The following is a 19,252-nucleotide window of genomic DNA, read 5'->3' as shown; positions in this document are numbered from 1 at the left end:
GTTAAATATCTGATTTTAAATGAAATATAAACCAGTAACATCGCGCAGCGTGTTACCCTCTTGCTTTACCCCCTTACCCTTTAGCTTTACCATTTAGCTTCTAGGCAATCGTTTAATTGAAAAAATACTACCGCCAACAGTGTTTAGAGCAATAATATTAAGCAGCTTTCCTAATTCCAGTGACTTATTTAAATCAGTAAAATGAATTCGTCTATTAAGGGTGTTTAATAACTCGGTTTCATTCTCATCGCTGAGAAATATATATGCATTAACATTAAATATTCAAGTGAGTATCGATCAGATTATAGAAATTTAAATGAATGAGAATGAAGATTTATTAATAACTAAGGCATTGCAGAAGTTAGATGTCATATTTACACCTCCTGAAAAGATGTTTATATTACAAGTCTTACCGCTTTTATTTGTGATACTCCAATTGGATTATTTAGCGAAAATCTCATTTAAAAAAGATATATGTGATTTGGTATAGCAGGGCTCACGTATTGTCTATTCTTATTTTATATTCCTTATTATTATTAAATACTAATAATAAGGAATATGGATTTTTTATTAATTTTAGGTTTATATATTATAAAAAATTTGAATTTGTTGAATTCTCTAGATTTCCAACCATATTATAATTTAAACTTATAAAAAAGAATCCCACTTTCACAGGATTCTAAACATTAAAACATTTTGACCAATTACACTATTTAAGTATTATGAAAACTCAAATAGTATTCTAATTTAAAAACTTAGGTTTTAAAACTAACATAGCCCAAGCCCAGTTTTGACCATCTGCTGCATTAGCTTCAGTAACACCTTTCAACTCATACATACCATTACTAGGAAACATATGTGAGTAACCTAATACCATGCTATAACCTTTGAATTTTTTTGTGAATACCAAATCCACCTCTGTTCCTAAAGAATTTTCTCCACTTGGTAAATCTTGTTCTCCATTAAAATTAAGAGCTTTAACCATTAAACTAGACGTTTCACTTAGTGTAAAATTTGCACTTACATGAATATCAAATAATCCAACAGAATTTGCATGATTACCTACATAGAAATAATCCATAAAGCCATTGAATTTATGGTTTGTTCCATACAATGGAAAGAAAGTTTCGCTTTTTGTTGTAGTTGGGTCATTGCCGCTAATAATTTCAAGACCTGCACCTAAATCAACTTTTGGAGATACTTTGTAGGTTAAATCTAACCCTAGTAAATAAGCACTTTTTACTTGATCTCCTGTTTGAAGAAAGGCATTCGCTGCCAAACCTAAACTTCCTTTTTTATAATCTAAATGTGTTCCTAAAGTTTGTAAATTATTTACACCATCAGGAGTTACACCATCGATTTCAAATTTTTGAAATCCGTTATTTAATAACAATAAGCTACCAAAAAAACTTTCCCAAGATTGTTTTAAATACACATATTGCATGGTTTTGTAAGAAAAGAAACCTGTAGTATTATAAACTGTTCCTGTATTTACAAATCCTGTTGGGTTAGAATAATCTTGACTGAATGCCAAGCCTAAATCTAACATAAATTTATCCTTTTTATATTTTAATAAAGCAGCATCATGATTACGCCCTTGTTGTGCCCAATCTAAGCCACCAAAAATACGTTGGTCGTCATAAGAGATGACTTGTCGTCCTAATTTTGTAGAAAAACCAGAACCTAAATTAATATCTGCCCAAGCTTCAAAAACTGCAAACGAATTATTTTGATCATATGGCAAAAGTTGTCTGTTTTCTCCCCATACCATAACATCTTGAAAACTTAAGTAAAATTTATAAGCTTCAGTAGTATAACCTGCATTTAATCTAATTCTAGTTGATATTCCATAACCAGCATCAGCAGCATCTGGAATTAAACTTCCAAATCCATGGCGATATTCTGTTCTTGGTCTAAATTCTCCATCTAAAGAGAACTGTGCATTTGCAAATGGAGCCATTCCTGCCAATAGGCATAGTAAAAGATATTTTTTTTTCATTTTGTTGATTTTAAGTTAATTGTTGTGTTTAAGTTTTATTGTTTGGTTAATTTTAATGTTCTAGAAAGTCTATAAGATGCTTTCTGTATTTATAATAATCGTCATGTTCTAAAACTGATTTTCTTGTACGAGGTCTTTCAAAATTAATATTCAGAATATCTCCTATTTTAGCTTTTGGACCACTTGTCATCATCACGACACGGTCTGCTAAAAAAATGGCTTCGTCAACATCATGAGTAATCATAACAGCTGTTATTTTTTCTTTATTCCATATTTCAATAAGAATATCTTGAAGCTCACCTCTGGTTAAAGAATCTAACATCCCAAAAGGTTCATCTAATAATAACACCTGAGGTTTAATTGCAAATGCTCTGGCGATACCTACCCGCTGTTGCATGCCTTGAGAAAGTTCTGTAGCTTTTTTATTAAATGAATTTTCTAAACCCACTTTTTGCAGGTAATATTTAGCAATCTCTATGCGTTGCGATTTGCTGGCATGAGGAAATACTTTATTAACTCCAAGTAATACATTTTGAAGTCCTGTCATCCAAGGCATCAAGCTTGGGGATTGAAAAATAACCCCTCTATCAGGACCTGGACCCACAATATGTTTTCCTAAAACTGAAATAGTTCCATCTGAAATATTATTAAGTCCTGCTATCATGGAAAGCATGGTTGTTTTTCCGCAACCAGAATGCCCAATAATGGTTAAAAACTCTTCCTTCATGATTTGAAGATTTAAATCTTCTAAAACAATGTATTCGCCATTTGGGGTTGGATATACTTTTTTCAGATTAACTAAATCTAACATCACATTACTGGAAGGATATACAATTCCGTTTTCTGAATATGTATTCGCGCTATTTGTTTCTATTATTGTTGTCATACCTTGCATTTTTAATTATAACCAAACAAAACTTTTAGGTGTCAAGTCTGGCAATAAATATTCCTTTTGTACTTCAGATTTACGTTCATTTCCTATTTCCATTAAATATTCAATGATGGCGTTACGGGTCTTTTTAAAATTGGGATTATCGTTTAATTCTGTTTTATCTCTTGGACGATCAATATCTATTTTGAATTCTGGGCCTAATGTGGCATTTGGGCCTGGACGTAATGGAATGATTCTATCTGCCATATAAATCCCTTCATCTACATCATTTGTAATTAATAAAGCTGTGTGTTTATCTTTTCCCCAGATATTTAAAATTTCATCTTGCAGATTTCCTCTTGTTAAAGCATCAAGGGCACCCAAAGGTTCGTCCATAATAATCATTTCGGGTTTCATAGCTAAAGCTCTGGCAACCGCAACACGTTGACGCATACCTCCAGACAATTCTTTCGGACGCTTATTTATAGCATGCGATAAATTTACCATGGCTACAAATTCTTCTACAATGTCATGTAACTCTTTCCTTGTTTTCTTCGGAAATGCTTCTTTAACTGCCATGAAAATATTTTGCCCAACAGTTAACCAAGGAAGTAAGGAATAGTTTTGAAAAATAACACCTCGCTCATGACTTGTATCAACCACAGATTCTCCTTTAAATAAAACCTCACCACTTGTTGGCATTAAAAGTCCATTGATTAAGTTCACCAAGGTGGTTTTTCCACTTCCTGTAAACCCAACAATGGCAACAAACTCTCCTTCTTCTATGGTTAAGTTGATGTTAGAAAGCACCTCGGTTGCAGTCTCACCTTCACCATACGTTTTATAGATATTTTTTAATTCTAGATATGCCATTTTTCTTGTGTTTATTTGTTGATTCGTTTCATTTTTTAGTTCGTCATTGCGAATAAAATGAAGTAATCTTTTTAATATGATGTGATAATCACATCCCTTCGCTCCTCGGTATAATGTTCACTATATTCGACGCTTAAAACAATTCCACATAATTTAAATACCATCATTCTTATTAAATGATACCATCTTTTGAATGGTCAACATGATTCTATCGAGCATGAAACCTATAATACCAATAACAAACATGGCTGCTATTATTTTTGAGTTAGAGTCATTTGCTCCATTTTGAAATTCTTCCCAAACAAATGAACCTAAACCAGGACTTTGTGCTAAAAGTTCAATAGCAATTAATACCATCCATGCTACAGACAACGTGATACGAAGTCCCGTAAAGATTAATGGTAGAGATGATGGCAAAATGACTTTGAATATTTTTTGCATAGGACCCAATTTCAAGACTTTAGCAACATTGATATAATCTTTATCTACTGAAGAAACCCCCATAGCCGTGTTAACCAATGTTGCCCACATGGAACACAAACCAACACTTATAAAACAGATGATGAAAGCACTATCTGCATCCGAATTTTTGGCGAATGTTTTTACAATCATAAAAACCAATAAGAACCAAACTACAGGAGATACAGGTTTAAAAATTTGTATTAACCAATTCACAGAACTTCTTAATGTTTCACTTAAACCAATGATGATACCAATAGGAACAGCAATAAAAAGTGCCAATAAAAATCCTGCAAATACGGTTATTATACTTGTGAATATTTGGTCAACAAACGATGGCCTACCAGTGTAAACAATAGCAGCTTCTCCATTAGCCACACGTTTTGCATTAAGCACCGCTGTTTTTTCTATAAATGCTTTCTTATCTGCTCTAATAACATAATGATCTGCTAATAATGTTTGATAAGCTCCCCATACCTGTGCAGGTGACGGTAATGAGTTTGGCTGACATGTTTTCTCGCCTGATTCTATACATGCTCTTACTTTTTCCGCTTCTGCTGGTCCTTGTTCTACTAAGGCTTTTTTAATTAAACGATCTGCCTCAATATCATGTAAACTTTTAGCTCCGAAATACCATACTGCGAAAAATAAAAAAACCGAAGCAAGAGGCATTATCACTTTACGTAAGAAGTTTTTAAAGTCTTCTTTATCAAGATTTCCAGTAAACAAATCCTTTATTGTTTCTAACAATCCTGCAATACCTATAAACTTGGTTACTTTTCCTAATGTTAAGCTTTGCTTCATTTTTCTAATTTTTGAAATTCTTATTATGGATTATTTATCCTTGTTACCTATTTTGAAACTGTTTATGTAACCAATAGGATCTTTAGCATCATACTTAGTACCATCAATAAAATCGGTAGTTGCTGGTTTGAAACCATCTGTAGTGGGAATATCAGTTGCAGGCATTTTACCTTCTTTAACTAAAAGATCCGCTGCTTTTTTCCAGATATCTGGACGGTAAATATTTTTAATTGTTTCTTCATACCATGTAGCTGGCTTGGCTTCTGGAATTTGCCCCCAACGACGCATTTGAGTTAAAAACCAAATGCCATCAGAATAGAAAGGATAGGTTGCATTGTATTTGTAGAATACATTAAAATCTGGTAAATCACGTTTATCACCTTTTTCAAATTCAAATGTTCCAGTCATAGAGTTCGCTAATACTTGCTCATCTGCTCCAACGTATTGTGACATCGATAATATTTTAACAGCCTCTGCTCTATTCCCTGGCTCATCTAACCATTTTCCTGCTCTAATTAATGCTTTTGTAACCGCAACAGCTGTATTAGGATATTGCTCCACAAACTTCTTAGTCATTACAAATACTTTTTCTGGATTGTTTTTCCATATTTCGTAGTTAGTAACTACCGGAACTCCAATACCTTTAAAAACAGCTTGTTGATTCCAAGGTTCACCCACACAGTATCCATAAATAGTTCCTGCTTCTAGAGTTGCAGGCATTTGTGGTGGAGGCGTTACAGATAATAAAACCTCGGCATCAATCTGACCTTGAACATTGTCTGCTGTATACATTCCTGGATTAATCCCTGCAGCAGCTAACCAATATCTTATTTCATAATTATGTGTTGATACTGGAAATACCATACCCATTTTAAATGCCTTACCTTCATTTTTATATTTAGTAATTACAGGTTTTAAAGCATCAGCTTTTATAGGGTGAACTGGTTTTCCATTAGAATCAACTGGAATATTATCTTTCATTTTAGACCAAACATCGTTTGAAACAGTAATAGCATTTCCATTTAAATCCATTGAATAAGCTGTTACCAATTCCGCTTGTCTACCAAAACCAGCACTTGCAGCAATAGGCTGTCCTGCTAGCATATGAGAACCATCAATTTGTCCATCAATAACACGATCCAATACATTTTTCCAGTTAGATTGTGCTTCAACAGTCACATATAATCCTTCATCTTCAAAAAATCCTTTTTCTTTGGCAATGGCTAATGGTGCCATATCTGTTAATTTGATAAACCCAAACGTTAATTGTGGTTTCTCAATAGTCAATTTATTTTCTACAGCCGGTTCTGTTATAGCTTCTTTTTTTTCAGCTTTTCCACCACAAGAGAATAGCATGACAGAAAGAGAAAAAAGTAGTGATGCTTTTGTAATTAATGTTTTCATTATTTTAAATATTTTAAAGTTAACTAAGTATTTATACTTATTTTTACAAATATATAAGTAGTTTAAATTTCATATAATGATTATATACATGTTATTATATCTTTTTAAAACATATTAAAATATGCTAAAAAACATATAAAATGTTTAAACACCATATTATCAATTAATTATGAAATAAGTAATTACACTAAACACAAAACAAATAAAACTAAGTAATAAGGTTTTTGATTAGTGATTTAAAATAAGACTAGCTTTCTAAGAAGTAATTGTGTTCGCTAATCTCTTTTTTAAGTTTTTGAATATTATTAATACCTATTTTTTTTCCTTTGGAAATAATGAGATTTTCCTTTTTTAGAATGGAAAAAACACGTATCACCTGTTCTTCAGTAGTTCCAGCATGATCTGCGTACTCTTTTCTACTTAGAGTCAAATTAAAAAAACCTCGATGATCTCCAAACTTTTTATGTATATATAATAAGGTATCAATGACACGCTCTCTCACAGTCATTTGAGATAATGACTTTACTTTAGATTCACTTTTATTAAGTTCGTTAGCGTAAAAAAGCATCATGTCATAAGTAAACTCTGGGTATTTATATAATGCGTTTTGCAGATTTCCTTTAGAAAAATAACATAATACCGTATCTTCAAGTGCTATGGCTCCTATTGAATAGTATTCTTCAGTTCCAAACCCTCTGTGCCCAATAATCTCTCCTTCTTTAGCAAATCTAACAATTTGCTCTCTCCCATTTATTCCCGTTCTAAAAACCTTAACCTTGCCTTTGAGAACAAAAAAAAGCCCATTAACAGGTGAGCCTTCTAAAATAAATTGCTGTCCCTTTTTGCATTTTATATCACTCTTTTCTTGAAGAAAATTTGAGAATGATAATACTTTTAAGTTTCGTTTAATCAAACAAGATTCATTTTCACAAATATCACAACTTACCACAAAGAATGGATTTCTTTTGAATTTTGTTACTTTTGATTTTGAGTTTATATTATCCATGAAACTTTTAACATATATACACACATCAGTTAATGAAACAAATATAAGTATTAATACTTATATTTTGCGAAAAATACTTATTTTTAATATAAATTTTAAATGAAGTACTAACTATAAATGCCCATTAAAACAATAAACTAATGAATTGAATTCCTTATTTATTCATCTATTAGTTAGGATAAACTAATAATTATTTACCATAATCTTTCTTTCAAAATTACTTTTAGGTGCCTCACAAAGAGAGCATTTATAAGTTTCAGGAAGGTCTTTAAACGAGGTCTTTGGTTTTATATTTTGGATAATATCTCCATAAACTTCATTATAAATAGTTAAGCAATCTTTACATTGATACACTTGTAGCTCAACTTTTTCTTTTAAAACAGATTTAGATGTATCACCATCTTTTTCAGTACCTAGTTGATCAAAATATAATTTACTTAGTTCCATTAACAACTTAGGTAATTCTTCTTTATCAATATCTTGCACGTGCATGATATAATCTTGGGTATTAGGATCGAAATTTTTAGCATATAGTAGATTATAAGTCTCACGAATATTAAAAACAACTAACTCCTCTAGAATGGCATTTTTTTTAATAACTATGGACGTAAAATAATTGGATTTTTTATCATAATCAGTAATACTAAAGGTTAATCCATACGTGCTAATATCATTTTTATCAAAGCAGGAAACCAAATATTTCTTTAAGCCAATAGCCTCTTTGTTATTGACTGGCAAGTGCCAATTCAACTCCAACATAGAATGCCGTACATTTATTCCTTGCTTTCCTAAAAACTTTTCCCATTGCAGTTTTGAATTTATTGGGATTCCTTTAACAATGAACGATTTCCAAGGTGTGATAGATATTTTACCTATTTTACATTCATCGCAAAGCTCGCACATCGCTTTTAAAAAGGAAATATCGTATTTATTATTTCTCCAATAGAGTCCCAACCAATATTTATCCATTCCAATTCTGTTCATTCCTTCATAATAAGGAAATGGGTAAAAGGGTACATCTAAAGGTTTGTCAACGGTTCTATTATTGGTATCAATAGCATCACTAACTAATTCAAAAACAGTTTGTACATTTTCTGGTTCTTCTTGCAAAATATTTTCAATGGCTGTTTCTATTTTATCAAGATCCCAACTATAAATAAGTGCTGGATACATATCTGTTTTATCCCATTCTGGAAGTCTTACATATAAATACCAATAATCTTCATGTTCTGAAGCAATAAAGTTTAAGTGACCAGTAAACAAAGGCACTAAACGCTGTTTGGGGTCGGTAATATTAACTTTTAATTTTAGTTTAGGTCTGAATTGTTCCAAAATATATAAGTATCGGTCACTAGTTAGCCAGGACGTACTTGGCAGAATATCTGAACATACATATGACGATACAATATTCTGTATTTTAGCATTACCTTTTTCTACAACTTGGAGTTTTTCAAAAGCAGACAACTGATCTTGATTGGTTTCTTTTGGTAATAAAATATCTTGTCTAGATCCAAATGAAATGGATTTTAAACCCAAACTTTCCACACATTCGCAAATGTATTTTAGCTCTCCAGGAGATAACACACCTCCCTTAATTATTAATCTATTTAATTGGTTTTTCATGCAAGTATGCTTGTATTATTCAATATATCCCTAACCTCAGTTTTACAACTTCCACAACCTAAACCAGCCCCTGTTTTATTACAAAGCTCAGTAAAATTAACACAGCCAGCTTGTATAGCTTCTTTTATATTACCTTCACCAACCTGACTGCAAGAACATACCAATTTTCCTATTATGGGTTTGGTGTTTGAAGCACCTCTTAACAACGTATCTCTTTTGTCTGCCATTTCAATTTTACTCTCAATCATGGTTTTAAATTCGGCAAATTCATTTTTATCACCCATTAAAACAGCACCAACCAGCAAATCATCTTTAACAATGCATTTTTTATAGTATCGTTTGGAAATATCCGTAAAAATAACTTCTTGGTAACTATCATCATTTTCAGGCACATTAATATTACCTATACTACACAAATTAAGGTCGTTAAACTTTAAAATATTCATTAATACAGAACCATTATATGAACTACTAATGTCTCCAGCAATAAAATTTGCCAGTATTGTAGCTTGCTCTTCTGCAGCAGATGTAATTCCGAAAAGTTGATTATTAAATTCGGCTATTTCTCCAATAGCAAAAATATCTGGATGCGATGATTGCAGGTGCTGATTCACTCTCACACCCTTTCCACAAACAATACCATTTTCTTTGGCTATTTCAATATTTGGTTGTGTTCCAATGGCATAAACAATGGCATTAGACACTAATAATTTCCCACTTTTTAAAGTAATATTAAGCTCTCCTGTGTCTTCATCTTCAAACACCGTACTGACTTCATTATCAAAATAAATTTGTATACCTCGCTCTTGAACATCTAATGCCAATAATTTACTAGACACTTTATCCAATTGACGTTCCATAAGTTTAGAAGAACGCTGTATAATGGTTATTTGTATGTTTTTATGTTTTAAAGCAGCTGCCAACTCCAATCCTAGCAAACCACCACCTACAATGGTAACATGTTGTGCTTCTGGTGGTAAATTTGTATTTTCTAAATAGGTTTTAAATTTGTCGGCATCACTTTTATTACGCATGGTAAATCTACCAGGTAAATTTATTTGCGCATCTTTTGGAATAAACGCCCGGCTACCTGTCGCTAAAATTAACTTATCAAAAGCATGCTCTTCACCATTACTATCGGTTACAATTTTAAGTTCTTGATTTATTTTAGTAATGAATGTTTCAGAATGTGTTTTAATATTAAGACTTTTTAATCCTGATGCTTTTATTTTAAGAAGTTGCTCCCATGTTAATTCCTCTGTGACATATTCTGGTAATAATACCCTATTATAGAATAAATTAGGTTCTTTTGAAAACACGTGAATAGTATCTTTTTCGTTATGTTCTCTATAATTCTGAATAAACCTAAATGCCGCAGCTCCTGCTCCAACTACAATGATTTTTTCTACAGCCTTTTTATACTTTTTAACAGAAACGGTTGTGAATTTAAAATCGGGTTCTTTTGAAAACGGATCAACCACTGTATTGGTTAAATTATTAGCTCTATTTAAGTCGTTTTGCAACTGCTTACCCCAATGCATAGGTAAAAAAACCACTCCTTTTCTTACGGAATCGGTTACTTGAGCTCTTACTCTAACAACACCATTTTTACTTTTTATTTCTGTAATGTCACCATCTTTAAGTTTATTCAAATATGCATCAACAGGATTGATTTCTAAAACCGGATTTGGGTAATGTGTTTTTAACCTAGACACTTTTCCTGTTTTTGTCATGGTATGCCATTGGTCACGAACACGCCCAGTAGTTAATATAAGCGGAAACTCTTCATCAGGCATTACCGATGTATTTGTAATACTCTGAGGAATATTGAAAATGGCCTTTTTCGAAGGTGTGTAAAACTTTTTATCTTCAAAAAGTCTTGGTGTTCCTAGATGTCTGTATTCTGGAACTGGCCATTGAAACGTACCTTCATTTTTAAGTCTATCGTAATTCAAAAATGAAATATCAATGTTCGTTCCTTTTGTCATGGAACAATATTCATTATAAATTTCTTCAGCACTGTTATAATTAAATCCTCTAAAACCCATACGTTGAGCAAAATCACAAAGAATTTCCACATCAGGTCTAGCCTCTCCTGGGGCTTCAATTTCTTTGGGCAAATATGAAATTCGTCTTTCAGAATTTGTCATAGTACCTTCCTTTTCTAACCAACCTGCTGCAGGCAAAACCAAATCGGCATAAGCCACTGTATCCGATTTATGAGAAATTTCTTGAACCACAACAAATTTAGCATTCATAAGGGCCTTTTCAATTTTGTTGATATTTGGTAAGCTAACCATAGGATTGGTACACATAATCCAAACCGCTTTTACTTTACCACTTTCAAGGGCATCAAACATTTCGGTAGCTGTTAAACCTGGTTTTGGAGAAATTTTATCTACACCCCAAAATTGTGCTACTTCTCTGCGGTGTTCTTCATTTGTTAAATTTTTATGTACCGCCAATAAATTAGCCATACCTCCTACCTCACGACCACCCATAGCATTTGGTTGACCAGTCAATGAAAAAGGCCCTGAGCCAGGTTTACCAACCTGGCCAGTAATAAGAGATAAGTTTAATAAGGACACATTTTTATCGGTTCCAACAGAACTTTGATTAAGTCCCATAGCCCACATACTAATAAATCCTTTTGAAAGTCCGATAATATCGGCTGCTTTTCTAATATCCTTTTCAGGAACACCACATAATATAGCTGCATCTTTTACTGAAGTAGAAAAGATTAAATCTTTATAAGCATCAAAACCTTCTGTATGGTTTTTTATAAATTCGTTATCAATTAATCCGCGCTCAAACAAGCGTCTTCCAATGGCATTGTAAAGAATGACATCGGTTCCTGGAATAAGCTGAAGATGCAAATCTGCAAAACTCGCTGAATCGGTTTTACGAGGGTCAATAACGATAATTTGAACATGAGGATTTTGTTCTTTATGTTTTTCAATTCTTCTAAAAAGAATGGGATGGCACCAAGCTGGGTTTGCACCTGTAATAAGAAAACAATCTGCCAACTCTATATCTTCATACGAAACAGGAACACAATCTTCACCAAACGTTTTTTTATAGCCAACCACTGCAGAACTCATACACAAACGTGAGTTTGTATCAATATTATTAGTTCCTAAAAACCCTTTTGTAAGTTTATTGGCAATATAATATTCTTCTGTTAAGCTTTGTCCAGACACGTAAAATGCCACACTATCTGGTCCGTGCTTTTTTATAATAGATTTAAAAACACTAGCTGCTCTGTCTAAAGCATCATCCCAACTAACCCGTTCTCGAGGGTGCGATCTGCTCCAACGCATTTCAGGATAAAGAATTCTATCAGATGTATCATTAACAACATAATGTAAATTCATTCCTTTAGAACATAACATACCTCTACTTACTGGATGATCTGGATCAGCTTCTACTAAAACCTTGTTATCAGTATCTTTCTTTACGATAATACCACAGCCCACACCGCAGTATGAACATGTTGTCTTCACTTCATTTTTAATCATTACAACACTGATTTTACACTAATTAATAAAATAAATTAACACTAAACAATAGCAAATCGTATTATTCTGAATACAATAAAAAACACACCCGTAAATCTATAATTAGATAAAATTTTATGTTTTTAATTCTACAATACAAATATTTAATTAACAAAAGTAAGTATTAATACTTAATTATTAAGAATAAAATACGTATTTTTTTTAAGGGAAGATATTAATTTTTATGATAAAAATTAATATCAGAATTGGAATAACTTATTGAAAAACTAAATAAGTTGAAATTCATTTGCTTTATTACTTAGCTCCATAAGGTTTTTTACGTCTAATTTTTTCATCAAATTGAAACGATGTACTTCTGCAGTGCGTTTGCTAATATTTAGTTCATCAGCTATATCTTTATTGTTTTTTAATTGAAGTACTAGATTCAAAATCTGTTTTTCCCTTTTTGTAAGATTAAATGGGTCTTCTATAGCTTCTTTTCTTGGAGTGCTTTTCGCTGCACCATTCACAAAATTATTCATGATAATCGATGAAACATCACCTGTAAAGTATTTACCACCTGCTGCAACTGCATGCAATGCTTTTAAAAACTCATCCTTACTGGCTCCTTTTAACAAGTAACCATCTGCACCCGCTTGAATGGCTTGTACAACATATTCTTCTGAGTCGTGCATAGAAAGCACGAGTGTTCTAACATCTTTATATATGTTATTAATAGTTCTAACAACCTCAATACCATTCATTTCTGGCATTCTTATATCAACAATTAATAAATGCGGTTTGTTTTTAGCAATAACTTCTAAAGCTTCTCTTCCGTTAGAAGCTTCATCTATGACCTTAATCCCTTGTTGATCTTCTAAAAGGGCTTTAATCCCATCTCTTACAAGTACATGGTCATCTGCTAAAACTACGTTAATAACATCCATTTATTTTAATATTTATAAAGTTGTTTTGTACAAAGTTATAAAAATTTACGTAGTTATACTTACTTCTTCCAAAGGAATGTTTAAAGTGACTCTAGTTCCTTTATTTACATCTGAAGTAAGAAACAAACGTCCATTTATATATTTTATGCGTTCTTTCATAAACGTCATTCCCATACCACCTTCACCATTTTTCACATTCTTAACTTTAGTGGGATCAAAGCCTTTACCATTATCATCTATCAAAATACTCAGCATATTATCACTATTAGTAATAGAAACAATAATATGTGTGGAATTAGCATATTTTATGGCATTATTAATAGCTTCTTGGGTGATGCGATAAATATTTATTTCGGCAAGTGAATCTAATCTTTGCGTGAAATCTGTTTTATTATAAAGCACAATATTTTTCCCGGTTAATTTACTCAACTCAGTTGTAAGCTTTGTAAGTGCGGGCACAATACCATGATCTGCCAACTCTGGAGGTGTTAAATTAAAAGTTGCTGTTCTAACACCTTTTATGATATCTGAGGCTAGCACTTTTAAATGTTCTATTTTTGATGCCGTTTTATTAATGTCTTTTATGTCAATACTTTCTAAATTATATTTTAATCCGGTTAGCATTTGCCCAATACCATCATGAACATCTTTAGCAATACGGTTTTGTTCTTTTTCTTGGTTTTCTATAATCTTACTTGAAATGACTTTTTGTTGATTCATGCGTTCTTCAAAACTTTCTTTTGTTAAACGCTCTATTTCTATTTGACCTTCTTTTCGTTTTGTGATATCTGATGCAATAATTAATAATTCAGATTTATCATCGGTTGGATTAAAAGGAATAATAGCCATTTCTAACCAAACTGAATTATTATCCTTTGTTGTTGCCTTAACTTCTCCTTGCCAACCTGTTTTTTTATGTTTAGTGATTAAGCTCTCAATAGCAGAACGTTCTGATTCGGTTATTGATAAAATTTCAGAAAAACGAGCATTGCTATTAAAATTACTATACTTAAAAAGCCTAGAAAATTTATTCCCCATATGTACAATAAATCCATTTGATGTGATACGTGCAAATAGCATAGTATCGTCCATAGCCTGACTTAAAGCTCGTAATTCTTTTATTGATTTTTCTTTTGAAACACTAAGTAAATCTGCATCAAAAGCCATTTTTTTAGCTTTCTTCTCTGCTTCAATTAATTCTTTAAGACTTTGTTTCACAGTTTTTGCTGTTGGCCAAAAAATAAATAAAAACTCAGCTAGTAATAATGCTAAAGTAACACCCATAATGAATAATTCTAGGTTTCGTAACCAGCTTATTTTTTCATCTGCCTCAAAATTGTACTGATTTACAATATCATCCATGGTTGTTAAAAAACCGCCTTCTGCTTCTTTAACTTCATCAATTTCATTTTTAAATGTTTCAACAGGAAGAGGTGGAATATTTTCTATTTTTTCAATGATAGATTTTGAAGCTTCGCTAATAATATTGAATTTCGGATTAATTTCTTTGAACATTTCAGAAACAACAAAGCTATTATTCCCTGGTAATCCTAAACTATCATTTCCTTTTTGAAGTGCATGATGTGATACTTCCCATAAAGTCAATGTATTTTTTAATTTATCTTTGAGTTTTATTCTTTTTTCTAAATCGCTTTCTGCAGAAATTGAAACGATTTCTTTAGTTAATTTCTGGCTCAACATCCGTTGTCTACCTGCAATATTTATAACTGTAGAATCGCTTTCTTGGTCTTGAAGATGTTTTCTTATAAGAATCTGACTAATAATTACCGAAAACGCAATTGTACTTAATGCTATAATATACAAACGACTTAATCGCTTGAAAGTACGTTGGTCTAGGGAATTACCATTTTTAGCCATATATGCATTTTATTTTAAGCAATTGCTTGCTTTATTAAAGACAGACTCTTATCTGAATAATTGATTTTAAGTGCTGCCGCATGTCCTTTTTCAGACATTTTTTTCCATGTTTTTTGAAGAATATCAATCAACTTTTCATCTTCATGCTTCGTTGCAAATTCTTCAAAATAATAATCTAAAAACACTAAACATATTACATCTTCGATGGTCTGACTTTCGTCATCTTTTTTAATGAGTTTTTTATTAATTAAAAAAGAAACGCGTTCAATAAATTCTGTTTCATAACCAACTTCTTTCAAAATGTTTGATGTAATATCTGCATGCATCTTCTTTAATGTTTCTCGCCATTTTAAATAACCTACTTTATCCATAGGATATTCATCTCTTGCAATTTTCCATCTGCAAATATGTTGAGCTCGTGATGCGATTTGTAATTCTTCAGTGGCATCAGGCTCAAATTGTAATAATTTTTGTGACATGCGTTGAGAATATACCAATTCTTTAGAAACCTCTAAACCATATACTTGATAGGTATTAATATCTTCTGAATTTTTTTTATCTATTAAAATAATAGCACTCTCAAATCTTGTTGGCTTCATAGTTTCCTGTATTAATCTGAAAAGCCAATATACACATTTCCGTTCTCAATTTTAACAGGATACACCGCAATTTTCAAATCATCGCCGCCTAAATTTGAACCATCTTCCAACGAGAAATTCTTTTTATGCATAGGGCAAGCCACTTTAGGAATACCTTCTTTATCTCCAATCATACCAAAAGCCAATACCATTTCCATTTTATGCGGACACAGGTTTTGGCACGCATACCATTTAGATAATCTGGCAAAATTATACACCGCAATTTGTTTGGTTTTATATTTTATACAGGCTCCACTATTTTCTGGAAAATCGGACACCTCTCCAACATGAAACCATTCTTTAACATTGGCTTCTGTAACTGTTTGATATTGATTTAATATATCTTGCATTTTTTTTTAAAGTTTAGTGCTTTTTTTACCAAGCCTTTGGCATTTTCATTTCGCGCATAGGGACAAATACTAAGTTATCATCTGTATCGTCCGTATTCACAAAATGTTTGAAACGTTTCGCCATATTTGGATCTTCAATAGCCTCTTTCCATTCACATTCGTATTTATTAACTAGGCTTTGCATTTCTTTATCAAGTTCTTCAGCAATTCCCAAAGAATCCTGGATAACCACTTTTTTCAAATATTCAATACCGCCGTCAAGCTTTTCTAACCAAGGTGCCGTTCTTACCAATGGACCGGCTGTGCGTATATAATACATTAAAAATCTGTCTAAGTATTTTATGGCTGTTTCATCATCTAAATGTTCCGCAAAAAGAATGGCATGTTTTGGTGTTGCACCACCATTTCCACATATGTATAAATTCCAACCACCATCAACAGCTATTAATCCAAAATCTTTACCTCTAGCTTCAGCACACTCACGAATACAACCAGAAACACCTCCTTTTAATTTATGAGGAGATCGCAATCCTTTATATCTGTTTTCAATCTCTATAGCAAAAGTGACACTTTCATGCATACCGTAACGACACCACGTAGAACCAACGCAACTTTTAACAGTACGTAATGATTTTCCATAAGCATGTCCGCTTTCAAAACCAGCATCAATTAATTCTTTCCAAATAAGTGGTAATTCATGTAATTGTGCACCAAATAAATCGATACGTTGTCCACCCGTTATTTTGGTATATAAATCATATTTTTTGGCTACTTCACCTAACACTATCAGTTTGTCGGGGGTTATTTCTCCACCAGCAATTCTAGGCACTACAGAATAGGTTCCATTTCTTTGAATATTGGCTAAAAAACGATCGTTTGTATCTTGAATTTCATATTGTTTATTAGCAGTTTCCATGGTTATGGTTGCAAAAATAGATGCTAATACTGGTTTACAAACTTCGCAACCATGACCTTCTCCAAACAAATTAAGCGCTTCTTGATAGTTAGGAACTCTATTAATTTTAACCAAGTCATATAATTCTTTCCTGTTAAAACTAAAGTGCTCACAAATGGTTTCTTTAACTTCTCTACCAAGAGATTTTAAAGTTTCATTAACCAAATCAACTACCATTGGTTTACAACCGCCACAACCTGTTGTTGCTTTAGTAGCTTTAATAACATCTCCTAAATTATTACTGCCATTTTCTGTTATTGAACAGCAAATAGCGCCTTTGGAAACGCTTTCACAAGAGCAAACTTGAGCGGTATCTGGCAAATCCATGACACTTCCAAAAGATTTACCGCCTTCGCTGGCGGGTAAAATCAATTCTGAAGGGTTTTCTGGGATAGCCATGCCATTCAAATATATTTGATGCAACATATTATAATCTGATGCATCACCAACAAGAATACCACCAAGTAATGATTTTCCATCATGACTCACGTTTATTCTTTTATATAAATGCTTCGTTTTATCTTCAAAAATAACAGAATGTCCTTTGGACGCTGGCATGAATGGTTCTCCAAAACTTGCTACATCGACTCCAATCAATTTTAATTTAGTTGACATGTCGATATCACTAGGCATCAGAAAATCTTCTTTTCCTAATATTTGGTTAGCTGCTACTTCTGCCATATCATAACCAGGAGCCACTAAACCGTAAATCATTTGATTATACAATGCCACTTCACCAATAGCATATATACTAGGATCGGTAGTTTGCATTTTATTATTAACAACAATACCTCCGCGAGTTCCCATTTCTAAATCACAGGTTTTCCCTAACTCATCTCTAGGACGTATTCCTGCGGAAATAATAAGCATTTCAACATCAAGCACGTCATCTTCTCCAAACTCCAATGCAGCAATAGAACCATTACCCAAAATTTGGTTAGTAGCTTTACTTAGATGGATATTTAATCCTATAGATTCTAATTTTAATTGTAGAACTTGACTACTTCTTGCATCTAACTGTCTTGGCATTAACTTTGGTGCAAACTCAACAATATGAGGTTCTAAACCCATATCCATCACCGCCTTACCAGCTTCTAAACCTAATAAACCACCTCCTAAAACAGCCGCTTTAGCATTGGGATTCTTCAGTTTAAGTTCAGCTGCATAAGAAAGCATGCCTTCTAAATCTTCAATAGTTCGGTATACAAAAACACCTTCTTTTTCTACCCCCTTAATATTTGGAACAAATGGCGATGATCCTGTTGCGAGCACCAAATAATCATAAGTATATGATTCATCAGTTGAACTCGTTATAGTTTTTGTAGAACGATGAATATCGGTTATACGAACACCTGTAATTAATTCAATATTGTATTCTTCATACCAAGATCTTGGTGCCATTTCCAATGCTTCAGCATCCTGATTTTCAAAGTATTCACTCAAATGAACCCTATCATATGCTGGTCTTGGTTCTTCTCCAAAGACAATGACTTGAAATTGATCACTATTAGGTTTAGATACAAACTTTTCGCAGAATTTATATCCTACCATACCATTCCCTATAACTATAATTTTTTGCATTAATACGTATTTTAAAATACAAATATACGTATTATTACTTAATTAAATATACGCATTTTTAAAATATTACGTAATTATGTAATTATTGCTGATTTCATAAATTGAAAGAACTTTTATTGATTAATAAACAAAGGTTGATGTTGAAAGGAAATTCTTTTTAAGCATTAAAAATTATTGGTTTAATTAATAGCTTGATATTGTTCTTTCTTCGTTCTAAATCTAATCAGTAGGTTTTGTATATCCTCGCTTATTTTGGTTTCAACCACTCTGGCATAGATTTGTGTCGTTGATAGCTTTGTGTGTCCCAAAAGCTTTGATACCGTTTCTATGGGTACGCCATTGGATAACATAACGGTGGTCGCAAAAG

The 19,252-nt window shown here is 32.4% G+C and carries 14 protein-coding genes; all 14 read right to left on the bottom strand.

Annotated elements, in window-relative coordinates:
• Nucleotides 1–742 precede the first annotated feature (742 nt).
• A complete protein-coding gene (locus tag DKT72_RS17540; RefSeq protein WP_111310052.1) occupies nucleotides 743–1,999 on the bottom strand; it encodes an alginate export family protein in 1,257 nt (418 codons plus the stop codon).
• A gap of 52 nt (nucleotides 2,000–2,051) precedes the next feature.
• Nucleotides 2,052–2,885, bottom strand: a complete 834-nt coding sequence (locus tag DKT72_RS17535; protein ID WP_111310053.1) for an ABC transporter ATP-binding protein — start codon at nucleotides 2,883–2,885, stop codon at nucleotides 2,052–2,054.
• A gap of 15 nt (nucleotides 2,886–2,900) precedes the next feature.
• A complete protein-coding gene (locus DKT72_RS17530) occupies nucleotides 2,901–3,743 on the bottom strand; it encodes an ABC transporter ATP-binding protein (protein ID WP_111310051.1) in 843 nt (280 codons plus the stop codon).
• Nucleotides 3,744–3,896: 153 nt separating this feature from the next.
• Nucleotides 3,897–5,006 (bottom strand): ABC transporter permease, encoded by a 1,110-nt coding sequence (locus DKT72_RS17525; protein ID WP_111310050.1) that lies wholly within the window; start codon nucleotides 5,004–5,006, stop codon nucleotides 3,897–3,899.
• A gap of 30 nt (nucleotides 5,007–5,036) precedes the next feature.
• Nucleotides 5,037–6,410 (bottom strand): CmpA/NrtA family ABC transporter substrate-binding protein, encoded by a 1,374-nt coding sequence (locus tag DKT72_RS17520; RefSeq protein ID WP_111310049.1) that lies wholly within the window; start codon nucleotides 6,408–6,410, stop codon nucleotides 5,037–5,039.
• Between the two features lie 247 nt (nucleotides 6,411–6,657).
• A complete protein-coding gene (locus DKT72_RS17515; protein ID WP_111310048.1) occupies nucleotides 6,658–7,416 on the bottom strand; it encodes a Crp/Fnr family transcriptional regulator in 759 nt (252 codons plus the stop codon).
• Between the two features lie 183 nt (nucleotides 7,417–7,599).
• Nucleotides 7,600–9,039, bottom strand: a complete 1,440-nt coding sequence (locus tag DKT72_RS17510) for a rubredoxin (RefSeq protein WP_111310047.1) — start codon at nucleotides 9,037–9,039, stop codon at nucleotides 7,600–7,602.
• Entirely contained in the window at nucleotides 9,036–12,557 is a 3,522-nt protein-coding gene (locus DKT72_RS17505; protein ID WP_111310046.1) for a nitrate reductase, read from the bottom strand. The genes DKT72_RS17510 and DKT72_RS17505 overlap by 4 nt, the downstream gene beginning before the upstream one ends.
• A 266-nt stretch (nucleotides 12,558–12,823) precedes the next feature.
• Nucleotides 12,824–13,483, bottom strand: coding sequence for a response regulator transcription factor (locus DKT72_RS17500; protein ID WP_111310045.1), 660 nt, complete (start codon nucleotides 13,481–13,483; stop codon nucleotides 12,824–12,826).
• Between the two features lie 45 nt (nucleotides 13,484–13,528).
• Nucleotides 13,529–15,361: a sensor histidine kinase gene (locus tag DKT72_RS17495; protein WP_111310044.1), complete on the bottom strand. Its 1,833-nt coding sequence runs from the start codon at nucleotides 15,359–15,361 to the stop codon at nucleotides 13,529–13,531.
• 14 nt (nucleotides 15,362–15,375) lie between these two features.
• Nucleotides 15,376–15,960 (bottom strand): DUF4202 domain-containing protein, encoded by a 585-nt coding sequence (locus tag DKT72_RS17490; protein ID WP_111310043.1) that lies wholly within the window; start codon nucleotides 15,958–15,960, stop codon nucleotides 15,376–15,378.
• Between the two features lie 11 nt (nucleotides 15,961–15,971).
• On the bottom strand, nucleotides 15,972–16,349 hold the full coding sequence (gene nirD / locus DKT72_RS17485; protein WP_111310042.1) for a nitrite reductase small subunit NirD: 378 nt from the start codon (nucleotides 16,347–16,349) through the stop codon (nucleotides 15,972–15,974).
• 25 nt (nucleotides 16,350–16,374) lie between these two features.
• Nucleotides 16,375–18,885: a nitrite reductase large subunit NirB gene (nirB, locus tag DKT72_RS17480; RefSeq protein WP_111310041.1), complete on the bottom strand. Its 2,511-nt coding sequence runs from the start codon at nucleotides 18,883–18,885 to the stop codon at nucleotides 16,375–16,377.
• A gap of 179 nt (nucleotides 18,886–19,064) precedes the next feature.
• Nucleotides 19,065–19,252, bottom strand: a 188-nt coding sequence (locus DKT72_RS17475; protein ID WP_162623367.1) for a tyrosine-type recombinase/integrase, incomplete at its 5' end; no start/stop codon positions are given.

Origin of the sequence: Confluentibacter sediminis (assembly GCF_003258355.1) — a bacterium.
Lineage (GTDB): Bacteria > Bacteroidota > Bacteroidia > Flavobacteriales > Flavobacteriaceae > Confluentibacter > Confluentibacter sediminis.
This window is presented reverse-complemented; position numbering and strand designations above follow the sequence as displayed.